This window comes from Streptococcus sp. 3.1 (assembly GCF_016648915.1).
Classification (GTDB): domain Bacteria; phylum Bacillota; class Bacilli; order Lactobacillales; family Streptococcaceae; genus Streptococcus; species Streptococcus salivarius_E.
Genome location: NZ_JACLQV010000003.1, coordinates 78,339 through 99,507, shown reverse-complemented (window position 1 = coordinate 99,507; position 21,169 = coordinate 78,339). Strand labels below are relative to the sequence as shown.

The window sequence follows — 21,169 nt, the reverse complement described above, 5'->3', positions numbered from 1 at the left end:
AAAAATGCAAGTTTAAAATTCAATTATATCCTATTCCGACATGACTTCATTGAGGTCATCAAAAGTCAGTCTAGATACGGGATAACCCCTTGCTTCTAACATCATACCGTAAAAATATTTCAGATTTGTTTCATTTTCAGGTTCATAAAATAAATAAGCCTGATCTGTATTGTCAATGAGAAACTGATTAAATTGTTTAAACTGTGCTGGAGATTGGTAAGCGGGGAAGCTGTACTTGACAAAATCAACCTGCTTAAAGGCCGCTAGTTTTGTTTGATTCGCTTCATTCCAATTCTGACCATGCGTTTCAAAAGGGAAGAGGGTCGCTAACTTCAAAGGATAGTCTTTTTGAAGTTCTTTGGCTACTTCTAGTGCCCAAAATTCAAAACCGAGGTTCCCAGTAAAAATCATCCAATCCACACCATCATCCAAGAAACGCTTCAAATCACGTTTGATTGCTTTCTTGATAATGGTTACTTTAGGGTCCTTGTCTTTAAAAATACCGAGTTCAAAGCTCTTATAGCCAGTTACCAGTAGTGATGTCATTTGTTGTTTTCCTCGTTCATTTTATGGTATAATGAAGTAGTCTTTATGCATATCTTATAAAGAAGAAGGGAAAGAAATGGTAAACTATCCCCATCAGATATCTCGTAAGATAGCACAAGTACGTCCTAAAAAATCAAATAGAGTTGACTTTGCCAATCGGGGGATGAGTTTTGAATCTGCTATTAACGCGACTAATGATTACTATTTGTCGCGTGGTTTAGCCGTTATTCATAAAAAACCTACCCCTGTTCAAATTGTCAAAGTCGATTATCCCAAACGCTCACGGGCAAAGATTGTAGAAGCTTACTTTAGACAAGCTTCTACTACCGACTACTCCGGCGTTTACAAAGGATACTACATTGATTTTGAAGCCAAAGAGACACGACAAAAGACATCCATGCCTATGAAAAACTTTCATGCGCATCAAATTGAGCACATGTCTCAGGTCATCAGTCAAGATGGGATTTGCTTCGTGCTACTTCACTTCTCGACGCTTAAGGAAACCTACCTTCTGCCTGCCAAAGACTTAATCGCTTTTTATCAGATTGATAAAGGGACGAAATCAATGCCTCTTGATTATATCAAAAAAAGAGGCTATGCAATTGCAGAAGCAGCTTATCCTCAAGTTCCTTACTTAGAAATCATTGAAAAATTATTAGGTGGTAACACATAATGGCTAAATTTAATTTCAGCAACTTTAAAGAATCACTTAACGGTTTGACTAAACGTGCTAAAAACATCAAGGTCAAGCGTTCAGATTCTTCTCGCTATGGCAAAGGAAAACGCTCTGCCGCTTCAGACCAAAGTTTGGGCTGGCGTATTGCAAAATACGGATTTATTGGACTGCTTACTTTCTTTGTAGTCTGTGTCATCGCTGGTGGTAGCCTCTTTGCCTACTATGTTAGCAGTGTTCCTAAACTTACCGAGAACAAACTGCAATCAACAAACTCAAGTAAGATTTACGACGCTAATGGTAGTCTTGTTGCCGACTTGGGAGCTGAGAAACGTGAGAGTGCATCAACAGATGAAATTCCAACAACTCTAGTTAATGCCATCACCTCTATCGAGGATAAACGTTTCTTCACTCACCGTGGGATTGACGTCTACCGTATCATGGGGGCAGCTGTTAACAACCTTCGTCGTAGCAGCACCCAAGGGGGGTCTACGCTCGACCAACAGTTGATTAAGTTGGCTTACTTCTCAACTAACACTTCTGACCAAACCCTTAAACGTAAGTCACAAGAAATCTGGTTGTCACTCCAAATGGAGCGTCAATTCACTAAACAAGAAATCTTGACCTTCTATATTAATAAGGTTTATATGGGTAATGGTTACTACGGTATGAAGACTGCAGCTAAATCTTACTTTGGTAAGGACTTGAGCGACCTCTCTGTTGCCCAAGCAGCTCTTCTTGCTGGTATTCCACAAGCACCAACACAATATGACCCTTATGCTAATCCAGATGCTGCCAAAGAACGTCGTAACACTGTTCTTGACGAAATGTATGAAGACAAGAATATTTCTAAAGAAGAGTACGAGCAAGCTAAAGCAACTGATGTATCAGATGGCCTTCTTCCACTTACGAAGAAAGCTAGCTATGAGCCATACTTAGATAACTACATCAAACAAGTTATTGAACAGGTATCTACCGATGCCAACGCTGATATTTACTCAGCAGGTCTCGACGTCTACACTAACCTTAATCCAGATATTCAAAAATATATCTGGAACGTCTATAATACTAACGACTACGTATACTATCCAAACGATAGTCTCCAAGTTGCTTCTACTATTATTGATGTTACTAATGGTCGTGTCGTTGCCCAATTGGGTTCACGTCACCAAGACGAAAACATTGCACTTGGTACCAACCAAGCTGTTCAAACAGACCGTGACTGGGGTTCTACAATGAAACCAATCACTGACTATGCTCCTGCTATTGAAAAAGGTGTTTATACAAACACTGGTACGACTGTTTACGATAATCCTTACAATTTCCCAGGTTCTTCAACACCAGTTTACAACTGGGACCGTAAGTATTACGGAAGCATTTCATTGACTTATGCACTTCAACAATCACGTAACGTTACAGCCGTTAAAGCTCTCCAAGCTGCTGGTTTGGAATATGCTCAATCCTTCTTGAAGGATTTGGGTATCGAGTATCCAGAAATGTACTACTCAAATGCCATCTCATCTTCAACATCATCATCAGATTCTAAGTATGGTGCATCAAGTGAGAAGATGGCCGCAGCTTATGCAGCCTTTGCAAATGGTGGTACTTACTATAAACCTTCTTACATTAAATCAATCAAGTTTGAAGATGGTTCAACTAAATCATTTGATTCTAAAGGTGTCGAAGCCATGTCACCACAAACAGCCTACATGATGTCAAGTATGTTGAAACAAGTATTGACAGGTGGTACAGCAACTGAAGCTTATGTTCCTGGTACAATCAATGCTGGTAAGACTGGTACATCTAACTACGGTGACGATGAGTACTATAAAGTACAAAAAGAAAGTGGTGTCTATGCTGACCTTATGGTTCCGGATGAAACTTTCGTTGGTTACAATACTAAGTATGCAATGGCGATTTGGACAGGTTACAAAAACCGTAAAACACCACTTTATGGTTCAGACCTTGATATCGCTAAACAAATCTACGGTGTAACAAGTAGCTACCTTAACCAGATGTATGGTGCTGGTTCTGAAGATTTTGAAATGCCTAGTGGTGTTTATAACAATGGTAGCTATGTCTTCCTTACTGGTTCTTCAACATCAAATGTTTACACAGGATCACTAGGAACATCTAGCTCATCATCAAGTTCGGACGCCAGCCAAAGCAGTGACTCATCAAGTTCACAAGATAGTCAACAGTATGGGCCTGATGCTTCAACAAATCCATCGACATCGGCCTCTAACGGCTCTGAGCATTCGAATTCAAACACTGCTACAGCAGAAGAATAAGAAATAAGAAGGGTTATCCGATTGGATAACTCTTTTTTTACTGATAAATTTTAAAGAAACTACGAAAAACCACTGGAATCATTTCCCAGTGGTTTCATTTATTGTCTTATTTTGAAGCAAGGGCTCCCATTGGGTCCCAAGGAGCAAGTACTTGTGGCTCTGCTTCATAGGCTGCTAATTCTTCAGCTGTAAGGAAGTCTTTACGGACAACGATTTGATAAGTGTATTCATCCATCCAGGCATCAGAAGCGACAAAGTAACCTTTTTGTCCGACCTTGTCTCCCCAAGAGTTTTCAACCTTCCATTTAACAGGTTTGCCATCGACATCCAAATCAACCCCAGTCAATACCATGGCATGAGTCATGAGAGATTCACTGTAGTCCAAACGTCCTGCCTTATCTTGAGTTAAGTTAATATCCATGCTAGCTGTAAAGTCATAAACATTAGTTGCAAGAATACCTTTTTGACGGTCTGAAACTTGACCAACATCTGAACCAAACCAAACAGTTTCTCCAGATTTCATCTGTGCAATAGCAAGCTCTTTGAAACGGTCCATTGGGAGGTTGATATAACGAACACTTGGTGCACCTACAACATTACCCAACATCTCAACAGTATAAGATTTTCCGTAAGGTTTATCAGCTGTTGGGGCGTTGATAACTGACACATAGTCACTGAGTTTGAGACCCACATATTTTTCAAAGAATGCTTGTGGTGTGATATTTTTCTCAGATTGATAGTTGTCATCCTTATCTCGGTAGGCAAAATCAAACTGACGTGGTGGTAAACCGAGAGTCATAGCAAGATAATTGAAAATTTCTTGAAGAAGCTCTTCCTTCTTAGCTTGAACAGTAGCTTGATCAGCACTACTGGCAATCAGATCACGTAAAATTTGAGCATCTTGACGAAGGAGCTTATTGAGGTATTGATTAAGCTCACGACTATTGCTTGAAGCTACAGATTCTGGATAAACCGATTTTGGTACAACACCGTATTTTTCAAAAAGTGATACGACCATATCCCATTGTCCACCATCTTGTTGAGGGGTATCCAAAAGGAATTTAACCTTACGACTGCCAATCTCTTGATCTGCTGTAGCAATGATTTGTTCCAAGAACCAGTTTGATTTTTCATACTTGTCCCAGAAGAAGGTGTGGGCTTGAGAAAGCTCGAAACTTTCCAATTTGAAATCTGAAATCAATTTGTGACGGAAAGTATTTAGCGCCGCAAACATCCAGCAACGTCCTGAAGCTTTCTGGTTAGACACCTCATCTTTAGTCAAATCGATTGAGAAAACATGGTCGTTTTCAACTTCTGATTGACGTGTTTCGATGGATTTGAGCAAGCCATTATGAGTTACAGCATTCTCAATAGCACTGTACTTGGCATTGGCCTCATAGTCTGCAAATAGTTTATCTGTGAAATCTGTTGATAGTGAAGTCATAAGATTCCTCCTTTTAAGCCTTATTCCTCTCTATTTTATCACTAATTTCTGAAAATTCAATTTAAAAATAACCCTAGGTTTGACCTAGAGTTACGACAATCTTATTCCACTTTATCAAACTGCGTTTCAGGTGCTAGTTTCGTTGGTTGACAAGACATGATAAGGAGGACAATGCTTCCAATCAATGAGAAGATAACCAAGATTGGTACAAGCCCTATATAACTTAGAAGTACCCAAGCCGGATGAAAGCCTGCATCTCTTAAACGACGGATTTGTAGAGACAATTGAGGGATAAGTTCAATTAAGCTAAAAAGCATTAGTGGCCAAGCATAGGTAATAATTATTTTTTGCAGTTCAGTCTGATTATTCAACAGAGCTGGATCACTAAGGTCGACATTACTGAAGAAAGGAATAAGAACACAAAAAACAGTAAGAATAGTGATAATAATGACATTAACCAAGTAAGCCCACCAGTAGTCTGGACGAGTCGAACGTCCGCTAAAGTCAAAGGCACGTTTCCAAAAATCAATATAAGCTTTGATCATAATTCATTTCTCCTCTTATTTCCAAAACTCATCAAAAATAGTGATTGGCAAGTGACGTTTGTGTTGACCTTTACGCCACCAATTCTCAATAGTATCCTGGGCTTTGGCTGATACTTCCTTGCCTTCAAGGTAATCATCAATTTCACGGTAGGTCACACCAAGTGCCACTTCATCAGCGATTCCTGGTTTATCCTCTTCCAAGTCCGCTGTTGGCACTTTTTCATAAAGGACCTTGTCCGCACCAAGTTCTGCAAGAAGAGCTGCACCTTGACGCTTGTTTAGACGAAAGAGCGGCAAAATATCCGCACCACCATCGCCAAATTTTGTGAAGAAGCCAGTAAGGTTTTCAGCGGCGTGGTCTGTCCCGATAACTGCCCCACTATTTTCTCCCGCAACCGCATATTGGGTAATCATACGTTGACGGGCCTTGATATTACCCTTGTTAAAGTCAGAAACGGTTACGCCTGCCTTGGCAAGTTCCGCAACCTGACCATCAACAGCTTCTTTGATGTTAACCACAAGACTCACATCTGGCTTGATAAAAGCAAGAGCACGTTGGGCATCATCTTCATCTGCTTGGACACCGTATGGTAAACGAATGGCGATAAACTGATAGTCTTTTCCTGTCTCTGCACGGAGCTCTTCAACCGCAAGTTGTGCTAGACGGCCAGCCAATGTAGAATCCTGACCTCCTGAAATTCCCAAAACATAGGTTTTTAGGAAAGGATGCTTTAGCATGTAGGCCTTCAAAAAATCAACAGATTTTCGAATCTCTTCTTTTGGATCAATGCTAGGTTTAACACCTAGTTGAGCAATAATAGTTTCTTGCAAAGTCATAATCTCTCCTTTTACTCTGACAAGTCATGGGCTTTCTTACGGACATTATCAATCAAGGTCATCTTGTTATCCCAGACATCTTTAGCCAAGTCAACTGGATAATCTTGAGGGTTAAGCACGCGCTTGTACTCATTCCAAAGTTCGTCCAATTCCTTAGTCGCATAAGCCTTGATTTCATTAAGACTTGGTAAGTCATAGATCAGTTGCCCCTTGTCGTAGATTGGGACCAAGAGTGGCACTGCATCAAAATCACGAACAGTCTTATTGATGTAGGTATATGTTGGGTGGAACATATTAATTTCATCTAAAGCATTAACATCCGTATCTGCGAAAGTGATATAGTCACCTTCTGATTTGCCCTTAGCACGACTCGTAATACGCCAAACTTGCTTCTTACCTGGTGTCGAAACCTTCTCAGCATTATTGGACAACTTGATAGTATCATGCATGACTCCCTGATCATCCTCGATTGAAACAATCTTGTAGACAGCACCCAAGGCTGGTTGGTCATAGGCAGTGATAAGCTTAGTACCTACTCCCCAAACATCAATCTTAGCCTTCTGCATCTTCAAGTTAAGGATAGTATTTTCATCAAGGTCGTTTGAAGCGTAAATCTTGGCATCAGGGAAACCAGCTGCATCCAGTTGCTTACGGACCTGCTTCGATAGATAAGCCAAGTCACCTGAATCAAGACGAACACCCAAGAAATTAATCTTATCACCTAGCTCTTTAGCGACACGGATAGCATTAGGTACACCAATCTTAAGGGTGTCATAGGTATCTACAAGGAATACACAGTCCTTATGAGTAGATGCATAGGCTTTAAAGGCATCATAATCGTTACCATAAGCTTGAACAAGAGCATGGGCATGTGTACCAGAAACTGGGATGCCAAAAATCTTACCGGCACGTACATTTGACGTTGCATCAGCACCACCAATCACGGCTGCACGCGTTCCCCAGATTGCTGCATCCATCTCTTGTGCACGACGTGTCCCAAATTCTAACAGAGGAGCATCCTCAATGACAGAACGAATACGAGCTGCCTTAGTAGCAATCAGAATCTGGTAATTGAGGATATTTAGCAAGGCAGTCTCTACTAGCTGACACTGAGCCAAGGGACCTTCCACTTGGAAAATCGGTTCATTAGCAAATACCAAATCACCCTCAAGGGCCGAATTGATAGTCAACTCGAGTTTTAGGTTGGCTAGATAGTCCAGAAAATCCTCAGGATAACCTAAATCTTTTAGATAAGCAATATCAGTTTCTGAGAAGGTCAGATTTTCAAGATAGTTGACAATACGCTCCAGACCTGCGAATACAGCAAAGCCATTTTTAAACGGAAGTTGACGGAAATAAACTTCGAAAACGGCCTTTTTATTGTGAATACCTTGGTTAAAGTAAACCTGCATCATATTGATTTGATACAAGTCAGTGTGCAAGGTTAAACTGTCATCTTTATACATGGAATTCCTCCTATCGAATAGGTACTTCTTTTTTTGTTATTAATAGCCTGTATATGCTGACTATTATAGCATTTTTGAGCAATTGTCTCCACTTTTCAGAAAGTTAATTATTGTTTGGATTTTCTGAATTTTCTAATGCTTGTTTTAACAAAAAAAGAGTAGCCTAGGGAGACTACTCTTCATTTCTATTCATATCTTAGGGACTCGACAGGATCCATTTTACTGATTTTACGGGCTGGAAGGTAGGCTGACACATAGCCCATCAAGAGTGAGAAGCCAAACATGATGAGAATTGAGGGCAGATTTAGGTCAAACACCTTGCTGACACTTGGGTAGAGATGTGAAACAATCATGTTGGCCAAGCTTCCAATTCCCTGCGATACAAGGAGGGCAAGAGCTAGTGAGATACCCGTAATCCAAAGTGCCTCATAAACAAAGATAGCTTTCACGTCACGATTAAGGTAACCGACGGCCTTCATAACACCAATCTCTTTTGAGCGTTGCATGATGTTAATATAGATGATAATTCCAATCATGACAGCTGAAACTAGGATAGCTTGTGACGAAAGGATAATCAAGAGGGCCTGAATCACACGGATGAATTTAATAATGACATCTAGAATAGCCTGCTGTGAAAGAACCAGATACTTCTTGTTTTTCTGCAATTTTTTAGTGACTTCCTTAGTCTTGGCTGGATCTTTGAGCTCCAAAAGCATGTAAGAGACTGTTTTGGTAAAGCCATTTTCTTTGAGCAATTCTTCCAATTGTTTAGCTGGCATATAGCTATTGCTCTCTTCAGCATCCTCGCTGTCATCAACAATACGGACAATCTTAGTCTTGATATCCGCTACTTTAGTTCCCTCAGCAGTATTTTCAACAATCTGAGCTGAAATTTCTTTACCGATAAAGTCTTTAGCCTTGAGCTTCTTCCCTGTTTCTTGGTTGTAGCGTTTGACAAAACTCATCGGAAGGGTTAAGCCATTTTCATCTTCAGATTTAAAAGGTTTCCCAGCTGAAATTTTATCCTTATCATTGCGAGATGTAGAGATTTTTGTGTTCTTGTAAAGACTGATAACCTGAGAATAGTTAGGAAGGTCCTTACTGAAATCCATGGTCTTGCCATCAAGGGTAAGACTTGCCATATTCATTCCAAAGGGACTCTCCAAATACTTAATGTCATCACTCTTAATCTGATTACGAATAAACTTCTCATCATCCGCATTTAGAACCCCTCTGGCTGCTGATTTAGCACTAAGACTGATCTGAATTTGGGATGGAATGTTGCCACCATCGGTACTGTCATTAATCATACCAACAATAGCATTTCCCAAACCAAAGGAAATTAGGACACCGATAAAACCAATGGAAGTTGCCGTCGCAATCAAAAGATTACGCCACTTACGTTCCATAAAGTTGTTCAATGACAATTTGAGCTTGTTCTTGAGGGTCAACCCCTTATTTTTCGATTGTTTCAACGACTTCACCATCCTTCATTTTAATGACAACATCCGCATAATCCGCCACTTCAGGGTTATGGGTTACGATAATCACAGTTTTACCTGCCTCGGCTAGCTCTTTAAAAATGTCGAGAACATTTTCCTGAGACTGAGAATCAAGAGAACCTGTCGGTTCATCAGCCACAATCATTTCTGGATTATTGACTAGGGCACGGGCAATGGCCACACGTTGTTTTTGCCCACCAGAAAGCTGCTTAACATTTTTCTTGATAAAGTCTCCGATTCCAAGACGGCTAAGCTCCCTTTCCGCAATCTCGGCCATCTCTTTATCAGTCATATTTTTAACGTAAAGAGGCATCTTGACATTTTCAAGGACTGATTGATGAGAGATAAGATTGAAATTTTGAAAGACGAAGCCAATGTGAGCCTTTCTAAAATAGGTCAAGTCACGCTCTGAAAAATCTCTCATGTTTTGATTTTTGAAATAAAGATTTCCTTGATACTGACTATCCAAGCCACTAATAATACTAAGCAGACTGGTCTTACCACAGCCAGATGGACCGTAGATAGCAGTAATCTTTCCTGGTGCAATCTCAAGTGTAACATCGTTCAAAGCGCGCTCTTGGTTCGTACCGTCGAGATTATAGTACTTTGAGATGTGGTCGATGGTTAAAATGGACATGATTTCCTCCGTAAATTTGATTTAAGTTAGAATTTAATTAGTTTATATCTGATTATCTGCAAGAAAATTTCAAGCAAAATAGCAGAAACAGTTAACTAATCGCCTTCTAAAACGATACATTAATTATAAGCATTAAATGATTATAAAAATAGTGACATAAATGTCACTATGGCATGAAAAAAGCCAAAGTCCCTAAGACTTTGGCTTTAGTTTATTGACAATAAATACGAATAGCTTCTGCGAGAAAAGTGGCAGTCCCTGCTCCTCCAACTTTATCAATAAAACTAGAAAAGCGATTATCTGTTTGATACATCTGACCGAGACCAGCTAATACCGTTTGGTCACATGGATAAAAATGCTGACTAATATAGTCATGTAACACCTTTACTTGCTCCTGAACACTATTGTCACCAGGATTAGACTCCTTGAGCTGTCCAAAGGTAGACATGATTGCAGTCATCTCTTTGGTAACTTCAGGGAAGGACTCCTCTCCCTTAGCCGCAAAAGCTTGATAAGCTTCTGTCTGGCCCCATCTAGCCTGAGCTTCTTCCTGAAAGGCTTCTACAGCTTTTTGATCAAATGCTTCAAATGACATTTCTTCTTCCTCCATTTGTAAGGCCTTGGCATGAGCTATGACGGCTTCCAACCGGGACTTTTTCAGCTCTAAGAGCTTAATCTGATCCCTAAGCGCTTGAACTTTGTCATAACCTGGTTGACCTACGATTTCCTTAATTTTTTTGAGAGGAAAGTCTAACTCACGGTAAAGCAATATTTCCTGCAAACGGACAACCGCATCGCGATTATAGTAACGGCAACCATTTTCAGCAACAACTGATGGTTTCAGCAAATCAATTTCGTCATAATAATGAAGGGTGCGCACACTGACACCTGATAGTTGGCTCACTTCTTTTACAGATTTCATTAGAACTCCTCTCTGATTAAGAGTATAGGCTATGACGTGGCGTGAGGGTCAAGAGGAAAAAGAGTATTTTTGAAGTTTACTATAATTTATTACTTTTCTTTCTTTTTCTGGCTTCGACGATGTAGTAAAGCTTGATTAATACGCTGTGTTCTCATATGCATTTGCCAAATGAGATAAAGCCAGATAATACTATAAACGGAAATGAAAACAATCCAGATAGCAGGGTTCGTTAAAGCCTCATACCAGCCTGATAGTAGGCAAGTCAGTGTAAGTACAATCGCCGTCAACAAGAAATGCAAGATTACTCTAAGTCTGTACGACATGCGGTCAAGCTCTTCCAAAATCCACGAGAGCATTCCCATCAAACCACTCATCATAAAGAGGGCTAAAATATTCCCAACACTAACTTTGGGATAGATAAGCTGCGGAAATAATTGACCAAGTAAAAGGAGTGCAAGGTAAAAGAACGATCCCGTTCTCACGCCGGATACAAAATAAGCAATTAAACGTTTCATTGGTTCCTCCTACACCCCTAAATAATCCATCAAGGATTTGACATATTTTCGGCTGACACTGGACTTCACTCCACCTGTCATTTTAGCCATCATATTGCCAGAAAAACTATCTGATAGGGACTCCAAATGGTCTATATTCATAACAGCATGACGTGATATCTGTAAAAAACTTCGACGATTGATGCGATGCTGAAAGTTTGTCAGTGTCTCTCTCATCGTATAGGTATTGTTTACGGTATAAATCGTTAACACATTCTTATCAATCTCAGCTAGGATAATGTCATCAATTTTTACCATAACCAAATGATCATCCGTTTTAATAGGAATCACCACTTGATTTACAACTGAAAATTGTTCGAGATAATCCATTACCTCTCGTGCTTGATCAGACAATCGCTCTGCTTGGATGACCACACAGGGATCCTTTGCCGAAATATCTGATTTTTCTTCAAAACGAAGTTTCATTCCTATTCCAACTCTCACTTATTTTTTCTGGCTAGTTCTTTTCACTAAAACAATCCAAAGAATACTTGCTAGAAGAATACCTCCTAACACTATAAGGTAAGTATTTTCCTTTGTCAACAAACCTTGCCACTTGAGCTGAATGCCCATTTTTTCTCGAAACTCTTGAAGAAGGTTATCTTGACCTTTAAAGGTCTCACTTAATGTTTCTTTCATGAGGACTTGCCGATAAAGTGCAGCAATATAAGTTGCTGGAGTACATTTCATTAGTAGTTGTGCAAAATCAGGTAGAACGCCCAAAGGTACATAAGTTCCTACCAAAAAACCAGAAGCTGTCCCCACTATGGTCGCAAACTTTCCAAGACTGTCTACGGATTGGAAAAAGTAAACAAAAATGGCATTCACTAAGCTAGAAAGCACGCTACTAAGCAGCATAATGAGGAGAAGTTCGGGTAGTATGGATAATTTTGGAACTTCTCTAAAATAGCCACACATCAGCACATACATAAGGACCTGCATGGCAAAAGAAATGATGATTGCACTCGCTAGATACGAAAATGGTAACCGCCACTTCCCTTGATTCGATAAATAAAGATCCTTATCTACTTGATGTTCACGGTCCTTTACCAACTGAGTTAGGGCAGCCAGACTCGTCGTAATCCCTGTCACAGCTAGCGTCCCACTCATCAACCAATTATTTAACAAAGGGCCACTATTGGGGAGCTGAGCCCAAGCATCTGTTAGATTTTTTTGAAGAAAAATAATATAAAGAATAAAGGAAATCAAGGCACCCAACAGAGAGAAGAAAACTCCTGAACGATTCCTGAAGTACAATAGAAAATTTCGCTTTAGTAAGGCTATCATTAGCGAACCTCCCTTCCTGTAAGTGCAATAAAGGCATCATCCATGGTCCCTGGACGAAACTCAAAATGGGCTATTCTATCTCCAACTTGCGCCAGGTAATCAATGGCTTGCCTTTCACTCTCAGGTTGAAAAACATACTCTAATGGTCCCTGTCGCTCCACTGACATTCCCGAAGTTTTAAGACTTTCTATCTGCTGCATCTCCTTGAAACGAATCTTCAAGATGTTTCTTGCATACTGGCTCTTAATATCTAATGCCGATCCCTGAGCGATCACTTTCCCATGGTCCACAATATAAATCTGATCAGCTTCATCTGCTTCGTCAAGATAATGCGTGGTCAGTACAACGGTCATCCCCTCTTCTCTCTGCAATTGATAGAGCAAATCCCAAATAGACTTCCGGGTTTGAATGTCTAAACCTGTCGTTGGTTCGTCTAAGAAAAGAATATCTGGTTGTGAGAGCAGGGCACGCGCAATGTCAACCCGACGCTTTTGGCCACCTGAAAGAGTCCCATATTTCTGTTTTTGGAAAGCTGATAGGCCTAGCCGATCAATAAGATCAGACACACGATCGGGTTTTAAGCCTTTATACTGTTTCGCACGAATGGTCAGATTTTCCCTAACCGTCAGCATCTCATCTAAAACACTGGTTTGGAAGACCACACCAATTTTAGTACCTGGTTCGTAGATGATTTCACCTTTCGTTGGCTGTTTCAAACCAATCAACATGGAAATCGTCGTTGATTTCCCCGCCCCATTTGGTCCTAGAATTGCATTGAAGGTCCCTCTTTTAAATTGTAATTGAATATTATCAACAGCAAGGTGGTTCCCATACCGTTTGCTTATGTTTTTAGCTTGTAATATCATGTTCTCTCTCCTTTTGATAGAACCAGTCTAGCAAAAAAGCCGTTTAAAAAACGGCTTTGGGGGATAAGTGGTCAAAATGAAGAGCTAAGTGGCGATACGGAAGAGATTAAAATGAGGAGAAAATTTATTGCAGCCATTCTTTTCCCCATTGATTCAAGTCCTTTAAAATCGGCATCAGTGACTTGCCTTTTTCTGTCAGCCCATATTCTGTATGGAGTGGCATAGTTTCAAAATCATATTTCTCAACCAATTGGTTCTCTATTAAAACATCTAGTCCACGTGTCAAACTGATAGTTGTAATCCCTTCAACTTCTCTTCTCAATTGATTGAAACGAACTTTCTTATGCTTGTTTATAACCCATAATATATTCATTCTCCATTTCCCACCAACCACATCTAAGACCCGAGACATACTGCAATTCCAGTTTTTATTTGTTAACATTTTTTCTCCTTACAAAAATGTGCCTACTATTCAATTTGTTTGTAGAGTATTATAATCTATTTATCATTCATTTTAAAGGAGTCACTTATGTTTATTGTAAATCTTACCTATATTAAGCCCCTTGATGCAGTTGAAAAATACTTAGAAAAACACATAGATTTTTTAAATCAGTATTATACAAAAGGTCTTTTTATTGCATCTGGAAGGAAAAATCCAAGAACCGGTGGTATCATTCTCGTGAGAGCTAAAAATAAAGAAGCTGTTCAAAAAATCATTACACACGATCCATTCTATCAAAATGAGATTGCTCAATATGAAATCATTGAATTTGAGGCAAGTAAGTATTGTCCAGAATTTGAAACTATCATCAGTAAAACTTTTGATGATAAGTCACTAGATTAGGAAATAGTTGAAATCTATTCTTCAATACTAGTAAAACAGCTCCTTTCTATTTAGAAAAGAGCTGTTTCTATAAAGAGAAACACATTAATGTCCTTTATGCTTGTCTCTTCGTTTTTGCTGTTTGCGTTCAAATTTCTCTTGTTTGAACAATTGTTTTTGGACACTAGATTGATGTTTTGAAATCTTTTTCCTTGCCTCATACTGCAACTGCAATAGTTCTTTCGACTTAGAAGAAACTTTCTGCTTTACTTGTTTCTTCACAGCTCGCTGTAATCGTTTAGGATTCTTGATTTTTACATGTTGCTTAACTATAGCTTCTGGACTAAAAGATAACTGAGTAAACTGAGTCTGTAAAATCTCTAGAATTTCATCATCTTTTGGCTCCTGACCAAATGTCACACGACAAACTTTATAAGTTTCTCGATACACTTGTTCGAACAAACCATGCCAAAAACCATCTTCAAAATAAACTGTCAATCCAATTGAAATTGTTTCCACGACAGCACCTCCTTAAATCTATCCCTAAGAATGGACAACCAAGGAGGAAGGTTACTGATAGGCTTGCCTACGTCTGGACTACCAACCAGAACTGTGTTTTTATCTTAGTTGGGACTATTATAGCATATTTATAATCTTATGTTATCGCTTCTTCAAATGCCTATCAAAAAAATGAATTGTAGCCAACCAAGAATCCTTACTCTCTTTCATCAGTAAACGCCAATCTTTTCGATAGCGATGATTGGGTTGATAAGCCACTGTCAACATGTGACCTGTTTCATGATATTTTTTAAATGTAATGTGGTGTCCTTTATAATGTGAGACAATATCATCAATTGCTGACGAGGCATCCCATATTTCATCAACAGTACTTCCGAGCAGTAAGATTGGTGAATACATTTGACCAATATCTATCCTAGCAGAGCAATCTTTAGGGAAGGATTTTTTTAAAAGTTTGCTGAACAGATAATCTCTAAGTCGAAACTTTTGATAAGGAAGTTCTTTTTGCAAATGCGTCCAAGAAGAAGTATGAGAGTTCCATTTTCCTTTTATCCCTTCATATACCACATCAGAGGGTGAATTTAGTACCAAACATTGAACGTCATTAAAAATGCTCTCCTCAGCTAAAACTAACTCTGCTCCCTTAGAACGTCCATAGAGTCCAATTTTTTCACTATCTACTTGAGGATGCTGACGTAGATAATACTTTGCTTCCACAAGGCACTCTAAAGGAATACGTTCCAAATGTTTTGGCAACCCCTCTAAACCAAAGTAGGCAACTGCTAGGCAAATATAACCTCTAGAAGATAAAAGCTGAGCTATATTCTGTGCCTTTTCAATCCTTCCTTCACTACCGCTCACAATAATCAATGCTGGTGCTTTCATTGCCTTTTTATCATAAAAGAGTCTCCCTTGAAAATGTTTCCCGTAAATATCTTGATGACTAATTTGCGAACTCATGTAATGTCTTGTGAAAGTTCTCTCTGCGACGACAGTATTACCTTGTATAATTTTGATTTCCACAAAAAAGTGATCTAATAAGGGAATTTTAGAAAGAGAGTTTGGAAGTTTCTTTTTCCTATTGGTCAAAGGTTTGGCATTAAAGAATAACCCCATTGTTGCAATATCTTCATAAGAGCCAGAACAAGATGGAGTTTGTGAAATATCAATAATACCATTCTTATCTGATACAAAAGTCGCTGCTGATTTCCATAAAACATCATGAGCTAAAAGCATGGGAGCATTGATACAATAATAATCGGATAGAAACATTTCGACTCGATATATTTCTCTTGGTTTTAAGCCATCGATGACAATATTAAAAGATTCGTCTGCTAAATCAGACTCTGAGATCAGTTCAATTTTTATATTCATATCTTCCTCTTTTTTGTTAATACAATTAACAATATAGTTTTAAAATTACCGTGATTTTTACCACGGTAATTCTTGCCATACCTTTTCAACATCATCCATCAATTTCATAACCATTTGAAGATCCTCCTCACTATAGTTTCTTAAAACTGAAAAAATGGCTGTCTCAATATGTTCTTGCTGCTCTTTATGGATATTAAAAACGTCAACCCCTTTTTGGGATAATATCAGATATTTATTTTTTTCATTATCTGGTGCAAATTCAAAAGAAACGAGATCTTTCTTGGTTAAACGTCTAACACTCTGAGTAATGGCACTCCTAGAGACTTCAAGTAACTCAGATAATTTCACTAAATTCACAGGCTGATTCCGACCTATTAGGTCAATCAAATGGACTTCATTAATAGTGATTGATTTATCAATACTGTTCCGATGTTGATCTTTTTTCAACTGTTCAAATGCTAAAACAAAACTGTTAAAACGATTATTAAACTTATGCAGTTCTTTCTTATTCATAGTGTCCCTCTTTTTGTTAACAACATTAACAAAACTACTATTTCTTGTCAAGCTGAGCCTAAAAAAATCCTCCAGAGCTAAGCTCCAAAGGATTTATTTTTATTTTACAACAATATTAACGAGTTTATTAGGTACCGCAATCACTTTCACGATTTCCTTGCCATCAATCTCTGCTTTGACTTTTTCATTAGCAAGAGCGACTTCTTGCAACTCTTCACGTGAAAGGTCTTTAGCAACCATGAGTTTGGCACGGACTTTACCTTTGATTTGAACGACGATTTCGATTTCGTCTTCAACCAATTTGCTTTCATCCCATGTTGGCCAAGCTACATAAGAGATAGACTCACCTGTTTCTGCGACTGTTTGCCAGAGTTCTTCCGCCAAGTGAGGCGCAAATGGGGCAATCAATTGGATAAAGCCTTTGGCGTAATCCACATAGAGTTTATCTTCCTTATTGGCAGCATTAACAAAGACCATGAGCTGAGCAATGGCTGTGTTGAATTTCATAGACTCGATTTGCTCAGTAACAGATTTAACAGTTTCGTTATAAACCTTGTCAAGAGCGCCATTGTTTTCCGCAACAATCTCTTTACTTGTAATCAAACGGTAAACACGGTCTAGGAATTTACGGCTTCCTTCCAAACCTTCTTCAGACCAAGCGATTGAAGCATCGAGTGGTCCCATGAACATTTCATAGACACGAAGGGTATCAGCACCGTATTGTTCCACCACATCGTCTGGGTTGACAACGTTCTTGAGGGATTTAGACATCTTGGCTGGTGCTTGCTCCAACTCTTCCCCTGTTTCCACATGGAAGAAGGAACCGTCACGTTTTTCAACCTTGTCAGTTGCCACAAGAGCTCCACGGTGATCACGGTAACTTGTTCCCAAGATCATTCCTTGGTTGAAGAGTTTTTGGAATGGCTCCTTAGTAGGTACAACACCAAGGTCATAGAGGAATTTGTGCCAGAAACGAGCGTAAAGCAAGTGGAGTACGGCGTGTTCAGCACCACCCACATAAATATCGACTGGCAACCATTGTTTGAGAAGGTCCTCGTCAGCCAATTTCTCTGTGTTGTGTGGATCGATATAGCGGAGGTAGTACCAGCTTGAACCTGCCCATTGTGGCATCGTATTCGTCTCACGACGACCTTTGACACCATCCTCACGAGTCACTTCAAGCCAGTCTGTCAAGTTAGCCAATGGGCTTTCACCAGTACCTGAAGGGCGGATGTCCTTGGTTACTGGCAAGACAAGTGGGAGTTCACTTTCTGGAACAGCTGTCGAAGTACCATCTTCCCAATGAATAATTGGGATTGGTTCACCCCAGTAACGTTGACGGCTAAAGAGCCAGTCACGAAGACGGTAAGTGATCTTTTCTTGACCAAAGCCTTTTTCTTCCAACCAAGCCACGATTTTAGCAATCGCTTCTTCTTTGTTGAGACCGTTCAAGAAGTCAGAGTTGACGTGAAGGCCATCTTCTGTGTAAGCAGCCTCTTCAACGTTCCCACCTTCCAAGACTTCAACGATTGGAAGGTCAAACTGTTTTGCAAATTCCCAGTCACGCTCATCGTGGGCAGGTACAGCCATAACAGCACCTGTTCCGTAGCTAGCAAGAACATAGTCCGCAATCCAGATTGGGATTTCTTTCCCATTGACAGGGTTGACGGCATAAGCACCAGTCCAAACCCCTGTTTTTTCCTTAGCAAGGTCTGTACGAGCCAAGTCTGATTTAAGGCTGGCTTGGTGTTTGTAGTCAGCTACAGCCTCAGCTTGTTCAGGTGTTGTAATGGCATCTACCAAGTCATGCTCTGGCGCCAAAACAGTGAAGGTCGCACCAAAAAGAGTATCTGGACGAGTCGTAAAGACGGTGAATTCCTTGTCAGTACCTTTTACTTTGAAAGTGACATTGGCACCAGTTGATTTACCAATCCAGTTGCGTTGCATGTCCTTGATAGACTCTGGCCAGTCAAGGTCATCCAAGTCATTGAGCAAGCGCTCAGCATAGGCAGTGATTTTGAGCATCCATTGGCGCATTGGTTTGCGGACAACTGGATAGCCACCACGCTCAGATGTTCCATCTGGAAGAACTTCTTCGTTGGCGATAGCTGTTCCCAATTCTTCAACCCAGTTTACTGGCACTTCTGCTTCATAAGCCAAACCTTTTTCGTAAAGCTTGGTGAAGATCCATTGCGTCCACTTGTAGTAGTTCGGATCTGTAGTATTGACTTCACGGTCCCAGTCGTAAGAGAAGCCAAGCGCATTGATTTGGCGTTTGAAGTTGGCAATGTTTTCTGCTGTGAATTCCGCTGGGTCATTTCCTGTATCCATAGCGTATTGCTCTGCAGGCAAGCCAAAGGCATCCCATCCCATTGGGTGAAGGACATTGTAACCTTGCGCACGTTTGAAACGGCTAAGGATATCAGTCGCTGTGTAGCCTTCTGGGTGTCCTACGTGAAGACCCGCTCCAGATGGATAAGGGAACATGTCAAGCGCATAAAACTTAGGTTTTGAGGCATCTGTTCCTGTCTCAAAAGTGTGATTGTCAGCCCAGTATTTTTGCCACTTAGGCTCGATTTCTTTATGATTGTAAAAACTCATGGTTTCTCTCCAATATTCGTAATGCTTCTATTATAGCATTTTTGAAGGATTTTTAAAGATGATAAAGGAACTTTAAAAGGCAAATTCACCTAAGTCTATTTTGCATCTTTTTCATTCTTTTTAAGTTTTTTTGCGTTTTTGTGTTGCAAAAAAGCAAAAAGATGCTATACTAGTATCAGAAAGAAGGTGACACATGTATCAGGAACAACGATTAGAGAAAATATTAACACTCTTGGAAGAGCGAGGAAGCCTTTCTGTCAAGGAAATGGTTGACGCATTGGGTGTTTCCAAAGATACCGTCAGAAGAGATTTCGACTGCCTCAGCCAGAGGAATCTGGCTCAGCGTACCCATGGTGGCATTCTTCCAGTTAAAAATACCACTGTTCTTGGCTTCCAGGAACGTCAGAAAGGACTCACTGAAGACAAGAAAAAAATGGCAGACCTAGCGCTTAGCTTTGTCAAAGACCAATCTCTTCTCTTCTTCGATGTCTCTACCTTGATGCTTGAAGTTTCACAAAAATTGACTAAGAGCGTAACTGTCTACTCCCACTCTTTGGATAATGCCTTGGTCCTAAGTGGCAAAGAAGGAATCGACTTTCATCTCTTGGGAGGAAGATTTTACAGCAAAAACCGCTTCTACTATTCGCTTCACGAAACTCAGCTCTTGCAACATCTACAGTTTGACTTAGCCTTCTTCGGAGCGGCTAGTCTCAGTCAAGGAGTGGTCAGCTATGAAGATGAAGAAGACGTTGCTGTCAAACAACTGGCCATGCAAGCTGCTAGAACCAAGATTCTTATTGCTGAATCTGATAAATATGAAAAGCACTCCAAATATATCTTGAGCAAAATTGAAGACTTTGACTACTGGATTACAGATAAAGAACCTGATCCTGATTTGGTCGAGTCTCTTAAAGATAAAGTAACGATTTTATACGATGGAAAGGATAGCGATTATGAGTAATATTCGTTTGATTATCAGTGACATTGATGGCACTATTCTCACTAGTAACCACCAGGTGGATGAGCAACTGATTGAGGTAATGCCAGAGCTTGAAAAGGCAAATATTCCCTTTGTTTTAGCTTCTGCCCGTTCTCCACTAGGGATGCAACCAATTGCTCATAAACTGGGACTTCATGACAATCCCATCGCTTGCTACAACGGTGCCTTAGTACTTGAGGGGGATCGTACTATCATACAACACCCTGTGGATAAAGCTGAAATCCAAGAACTTCTTAACTACTTATCCACAGATTATCCAAGTGTCTCTGTGAATATCTACTCTGGCAAGGACTGGATCACCAACGAACTAGACAAATGGTCTCAGCTAGAAGGAAGTATTACGGGTGAATCTCCTATCATTAAGGAACTGCAAGACACGGTCTCAGACTCAGAACCACCTATCCACAAGCTATTGTTGATTGATGAGCCTGAAGTTATCCAGGACCTCCACCAAAAACTCCTAAGCATGGATTTTCCACAGACAGCCTTCTACTTATCTAAAGATAACTACCTTGAAGTCACTGCCAAACATGTTTCTAAAGAACATGCTCTCCTTGAGCTTGCCAAATATTATGACCTTCCTCTTGAACAAGTCATGACTATCGGAGATAACTTCAACGATAGTCCTATGCTAGCTCTAGCTGGCCTAGGAATTGCTATGGGCAATGCACCTGAAGGGGTTAAGGAAACTGCAAACTTAGTAACGGCTTCAAATGATGAGCATGGAGTCGCTCAAGCCATTACAGAACATGTCCTAAACTAAGCTAAT

At 39.9% G+C, this 21,169-nt stretch carries 22 protein-coding genes; 5 read left to right on the top strand and 17 right to left on the bottom strand.

Going from position 1 to position 21,169, the window contains the following annotated elements; all coding sequences use genetic code 11:
• Nucleotides 1-30: 30 nt before the first annotated feature.
• The gene (locus H7U02_RS02810; RefSeq protein ID WP_002889858.1) at nucleotides 31-546 is read right to left on the bottom strand and encodes a DUF1273 domain-containing protein; all 516 of its coding nucleotides are present in this window, start codon (nucleotides 544-546) and stop codon (nucleotides 31-33) included.
• Between the two features lie 76 nt (nucleotides 547-622).
• On the opposite strand from H7U02_RS02810, the gene recU reads away from it, so the two are divergent.
• Together recU and pbp1a are read left to right on the top strand one after the other, a co-directional pair.
• Entirely contained in the window at nucleotides 623-1,219 is a 597-nt protein-coding gene (gene recU / locus H7U02_RS02805) for a Holliday junction resolvase RecU (protein ID WP_002886506.1), read from the top strand.
• Nucleotides 1,219-3,510: a penicillin-binding protein PBP1A gene (pbp1a, locus tag H7U02_RS02800; RefSeq protein WP_110980919.1), complete on the top strand. Its 2,292-nt coding sequence runs from the start codon at nucleotides 1,219-1,221 to the stop codon at nucleotides 3,508-3,510. Before recU ends, pbp1a begins: the two co-directional genes overlap by 1 nt.
• A gap of 106 nt (nucleotides 3,511-3,616) precedes the next feature.
• On the opposite strand, the gene pepC is transcribed toward pbp1a, so the two are convergent.
• The 12 genes from pepC to H7U02_RS02740 form a co-directional block, all read right to left on the bottom strand.
• Nucleotides 3,617-4,954 (bottom strand): aminopeptidase C, encoded by a 1,338-nt coding sequence (pepC, locus tag H7U02_RS02795; protein ID WP_110980920.1) that lies wholly within the window; start codon nucleotides 4,952-4,954, stop codon nucleotides 3,617-3,619.
• Between the two features lie 101 nt (nucleotides 4,955-5,055).
• Nucleotides 5,056-5,499 (bottom strand): DUF805 domain-containing protein, encoded by a 444-nt coding sequence (locus tag H7U02_RS02790; RefSeq protein WP_070838898.1) that lies wholly within the window; start codon nucleotides 5,497-5,499, stop codon nucleotides 5,056-5,058.
• Between the two features lie 15 nt (nucleotides 5,500-5,514).
• Complete coding sequence (nadE, locus tag H7U02_RS02785) at nucleotides 5,515-6,336, bottom strand: ammonia-dependent NAD(+) synthetase (protein ID WP_073688877.1); 822 nt, start codon at nucleotides 6,334-6,336, stop codon at nucleotides 5,515-5,517.
• Nucleotides 6,337-6,347: 11 nt separating this feature from the next.
• Nucleotides 6,348-7,802, bottom strand: coding sequence for a nicotinate phosphoribosyltransferase (locus tag H7U02_RS02780; RefSeq protein ID WP_110980921.1), 1,455 nt, complete (start codon nucleotides 7,800-7,802; stop codon nucleotides 6,348-6,350).
• 185 nt (nucleotides 7,803-7,987) lie between these two features.
• A complete protein-coding gene (locus H7U02_RS02775) occupies nucleotides 7,988-9,289 on the bottom strand; it encodes an ABC transporter permease (protein WP_082757404.1) in 1,302 nt (433 codons plus the stop codon).
• A complete protein-coding gene (locus H7U02_RS02770; protein ID WP_021143517.1) occupies nucleotides 9,258-9,941 on the bottom strand; it encodes an ABC transporter ATP-binding protein in 684 nt (227 codons plus the stop codon). Before H7U02_RS02770 ends, H7U02_RS02775 begins: the two co-directional genes overlap by 32 nt.
• A 211-nt stretch (nucleotides 9,942-10,152) precedes the next feature.
• Complete coding sequence (locus tag H7U02_RS02765) at nucleotides 10,153-10,863, bottom strand: MerR family transcriptional regulator (RefSeq protein WP_060972203.1); 711 nt, start codon at nucleotides 10,861-10,863, stop codon at nucleotides 10,153-10,155.
• A gap of 89 nt (nucleotides 10,864-10,952) precedes the next feature.
• Complete coding sequence (locus tag H7U02_RS02760; protein ID WP_014633849.1) at nucleotides 10,953-11,378, bottom strand: DUF3021 domain-containing protein; 426 nt, start codon at nucleotides 11,376-11,378, stop codon at nucleotides 10,953-10,955.
• A 9-nt stretch (nucleotides 11,379-11,387) separates the two neighbouring features.
• Complete coding sequence (locus tag H7U02_RS02755) at nucleotides 11,388-11,843, bottom strand: LytTR family DNA-binding domain-containing protein (RefSeq protein WP_002886486.1); 456 nt, start codon at nucleotides 11,841-11,843, stop codon at nucleotides 11,388-11,390.
• A gap of 18 nt (nucleotides 11,844-11,861) precedes the next feature.
• Complete coding sequence (locus H7U02_RS02750) at nucleotides 11,862-12,704, bottom strand: ABC transporter permease (RefSeq protein WP_060972204.1); 843 nt, start codon at nucleotides 12,702-12,704, stop codon at nucleotides 11,862-11,864.
• The gene (locus H7U02_RS02745; RefSeq protein WP_060972205.1) at nucleotides 12,704-13,570 is read right to left on the bottom strand and encodes an ATP-binding cassette domain-containing protein; all 867 of its coding nucleotides are present in this window, start codon (nucleotides 13,568-13,570) and stop codon (nucleotides 12,704-12,706) included. Before H7U02_RS02745 ends, H7U02_RS02750 begins: the two co-directional genes overlap by 1 nt.
• Nucleotides 13,571-13,694: 124 nt before the next feature.
• Nucleotides 13,695-14,012 carry a winged helix-turn-helix transcriptional regulator gene (locus H7U02_RS02740; protein ID WP_060972206.1) on the bottom strand — a complete coding sequence of 106 codons (318 nt, stop codon included), beginning with the start codon at nucleotides 14,010-14,012 and terminating at the stop codon, nucleotides 13,695-13,697.
• 87 nt (nucleotides 14,013-14,099) lie between these two features.
• On the opposite strand from H7U02_RS02740, the gene H7U02_RS02735 reads away from it, so the two are divergent.
• Nucleotides 14,100-14,414 (top strand): YciI family protein, encoded by a 315-nt coding sequence (locus H7U02_RS02735; protein WP_060972207.1) that lies wholly within the window; start codon nucleotides 14,100-14,102, stop codon nucleotides 14,412-14,414.
• 84 nt (nucleotides 14,415-14,498) lie between these two features.
• Here H7U02_RS02735 and H7U02_RS02730 read toward each other — a convergent pair whose 3' ends face one another.
• The 4 genes from H7U02_RS02730 to leuS form a co-directional block, all read right to left on the bottom strand.
• Nucleotides 14,499-14,912: a YjdF family protein gene (locus tag H7U02_RS02730; RefSeq protein ID WP_060972208.1), complete on the bottom strand. Its 414-nt coding sequence runs from the start codon at nucleotides 14,910-14,912 to the stop codon at nucleotides 14,499-14,501.
• 141 nt (nucleotides 14,913-15,053) lie between these two features.
• Complete coding sequence (locus H7U02_RS02725) at nucleotides 15,054-16,286, bottom strand: acyl-CoA thioesterase/bile acid-CoA:amino acid N-acyltransferase family protein (RefSeq protein WP_060972209.1); 1,233 nt, start codon at nucleotides 16,284-16,286, stop codon at nucleotides 15,054-15,056.
• Nucleotides 16,287-16,343: 57 nt separating this feature from the next.
• Entirely contained in the window at nucleotides 16,344-16,799 is a 456-nt protein-coding gene (locus H7U02_RS02720) for a MarR family winged helix-turn-helix transcriptional regulator (RefSeq protein WP_045771710.1), read from the bottom strand.
• Nucleotides 16,800-16,898: 99 nt separating this feature from the next.
• Nucleotides 16,899-19,400 (bottom strand): leucine--tRNA ligase, encoded by a 2,502-nt coding sequence (gene leuS / locus H7U02_RS02715; RefSeq protein WP_060972210.1) that lies wholly within the window; start codon nucleotides 19,398-19,400, stop codon nucleotides 16,899-16,901.
• Nucleotides 19,401-19,593: 193 nt separating this feature from the next.
• Between leuS and H7U02_RS02710 the strand changes: the two genes are divergently transcribed.
• Together H7U02_RS02710 and H7U02_RS02705 are read left to right on the top strand one after the other, a co-directional pair.
• Nucleotides 19,594-20,361: a DeoR/GlpR family DNA-binding transcription regulator gene (locus tag H7U02_RS02710; RefSeq protein ID WP_060972211.1), complete on the top strand. Its 768-nt coding sequence runs from the start codon at nucleotides 19,594-19,596 to the stop codon at nucleotides 20,359-20,361.
• Nucleotides 20,354-21,163 (top strand): Cof-type HAD-IIB family hydrolase, encoded by an 810-nt coding sequence (locus H7U02_RS02705; protein WP_060972212.1) that lies wholly within the window; start codon nucleotides 20,354-20,356, stop codon nucleotides 21,161-21,163. The genes H7U02_RS02710 and H7U02_RS02705 overlap by 8 nt, the downstream gene beginning before the upstream one ends.
• Nucleotides 21,164-21,169: the final 6 nt, after the last annotated feature.

Excerpts from the sequence above, each read along its gene's own strand:
- H7U02_RS02760 (WP_014633849.1), bottom strand. The coding sequence starts at position 11,378 with ATGAAACGTTTAATTGCTTATTTTGTATCCGGCGTGAGAACGGGATCG.
- H7U02_RS02780 (WP_110980921.1), bottom strand. The coding sequence starts at position 7,802 with ATGTATAAAGATGACAGTTTAACCTTGCACACTGACTTGTATCAAATC.
- H7U02_RS02725 (WP_060972209.1), bottom strand. The coding sequence starts at position 16,286 with ATGAATATAAAAATTGAACTGATCTCAGAGTCTGATTTAGCAGACGAA.
- H7U02_RS02775 (WP_082757404.1), bottom strand. The coding sequence starts at position 9,289 with ATGGTGAAGTCGTTGAAACAATCGAAAAATAAGGGGTTGACCCTCAAG.
- H7U02_RS02710 (WP_060972211.1), top strand. The coding sequence starts at position 19,594 with ATGTATCAGGAACAACGATTAGAGAAAATATTAACACTCTTGGAAGAG.
- H7U02_RS02770 (WP_021143517.1), bottom strand. The coding sequence starts at position 9,941 with ATGTCCATTTTAACCATCGACCACATCTCAAAGTACTATAATCTCGAC.
- H7U02_RS02720 (WP_045771710.1), bottom strand. The coding sequence starts at position 16,799 with ATGAATAAGAAAGAACTGCATAAGTTTAATAATCGTTTTAACAGTTTT.
- H7U02_RS02740 (WP_060972206.1), bottom strand. The coding sequence starts at position 14,012 with ATGTTAACAAATAAAAACTGGAATTGCAGTATGTCTCGGGTCTTAGAT.
- pepC (WP_110980920.1), bottom strand. The coding sequence starts at position 4,954 with ATGACTTCACTATCAACAGATTTCACAGATAAACTATTTGCAGACTAT.
- pbp1a (WP_110980919.1), top strand. The coding sequence starts at position 1,219 with ATGGCTAAATTTAATTTCAGCAACTTTAAAGAATCACTTAACGGTTTG.
- H7U02_RS02750 (WP_060972204.1), bottom strand. The coding sequence starts at position 12,704 with ATGATAGCCTTACTAAAGCGAAATTTTCTATTGTACTTCAGGAATCGT.
- H7U02_RS02735 (WP_060972207.1), top strand. The coding sequence starts at position 14,100 with ATGTTTATTGTAAATCTTACCTATATTAAGCCCCTTGATGCAGTTGAA.
- H7U02_RS02755 (WP_002886486.1), bottom strand. The coding sequence starts at position 11,843 with ATGAAACTTCGTTTTGAAGAAAAATCAGATATTTCGGCAAAGGATCCC.
- leuS (WP_060972210.1), bottom strand. The coding sequence starts at position 19,400 with ATGAGTTTTTACAATCATAAAGAAATCGAGCCTAAGTGGCAAAAATAC.
- H7U02_RS02705 (WP_060972212.1), top strand. The coding sequence starts at position 20,354 with ATGAGTAATATTCGTTTGATTATCAGTGACATTGATGGCACTATTCTC.
- H7U02_RS02745 (WP_060972205.1), bottom strand. The coding sequence starts at position 13,570 with ATGATATTACAAGCTAAAAACATAAGCAAACGGTATGGGAACCACCTT.
- recU (WP_002886506.1), top strand. The coding sequence starts at position 623 with ATGGTAAACTATCCCCATCAGATATCTCGTAAGATAGCACAAGTACGT.
- H7U02_RS02810 (WP_002889858.1), bottom strand. The coding sequence starts at position 546 with ATGACATCACTACTGGTAACTGGCTATAAGAGCTTTGAACTCGGTATT.
- H7U02_RS02790 (WP_070838898.1), bottom strand. The coding sequence starts at position 5,499 with ATGATCAAAGCTTATATTGATTTTTGGAAACGTGCCTTTGACTTTAGC.
- H7U02_RS02765 (WP_060972203.1), bottom strand. The coding sequence starts at position 10,863 with ATGAAATCTGTAAAAGAAGTGAGCCAACTATCAGGTGTCAGTGTGCGC.
- nadE (WP_073688877.1), bottom strand. The coding sequence starts at position 6,336 with ATGACTTTGCAAGAAACTATTATTGCTCAACTAGGTGTTAAACCTAGC.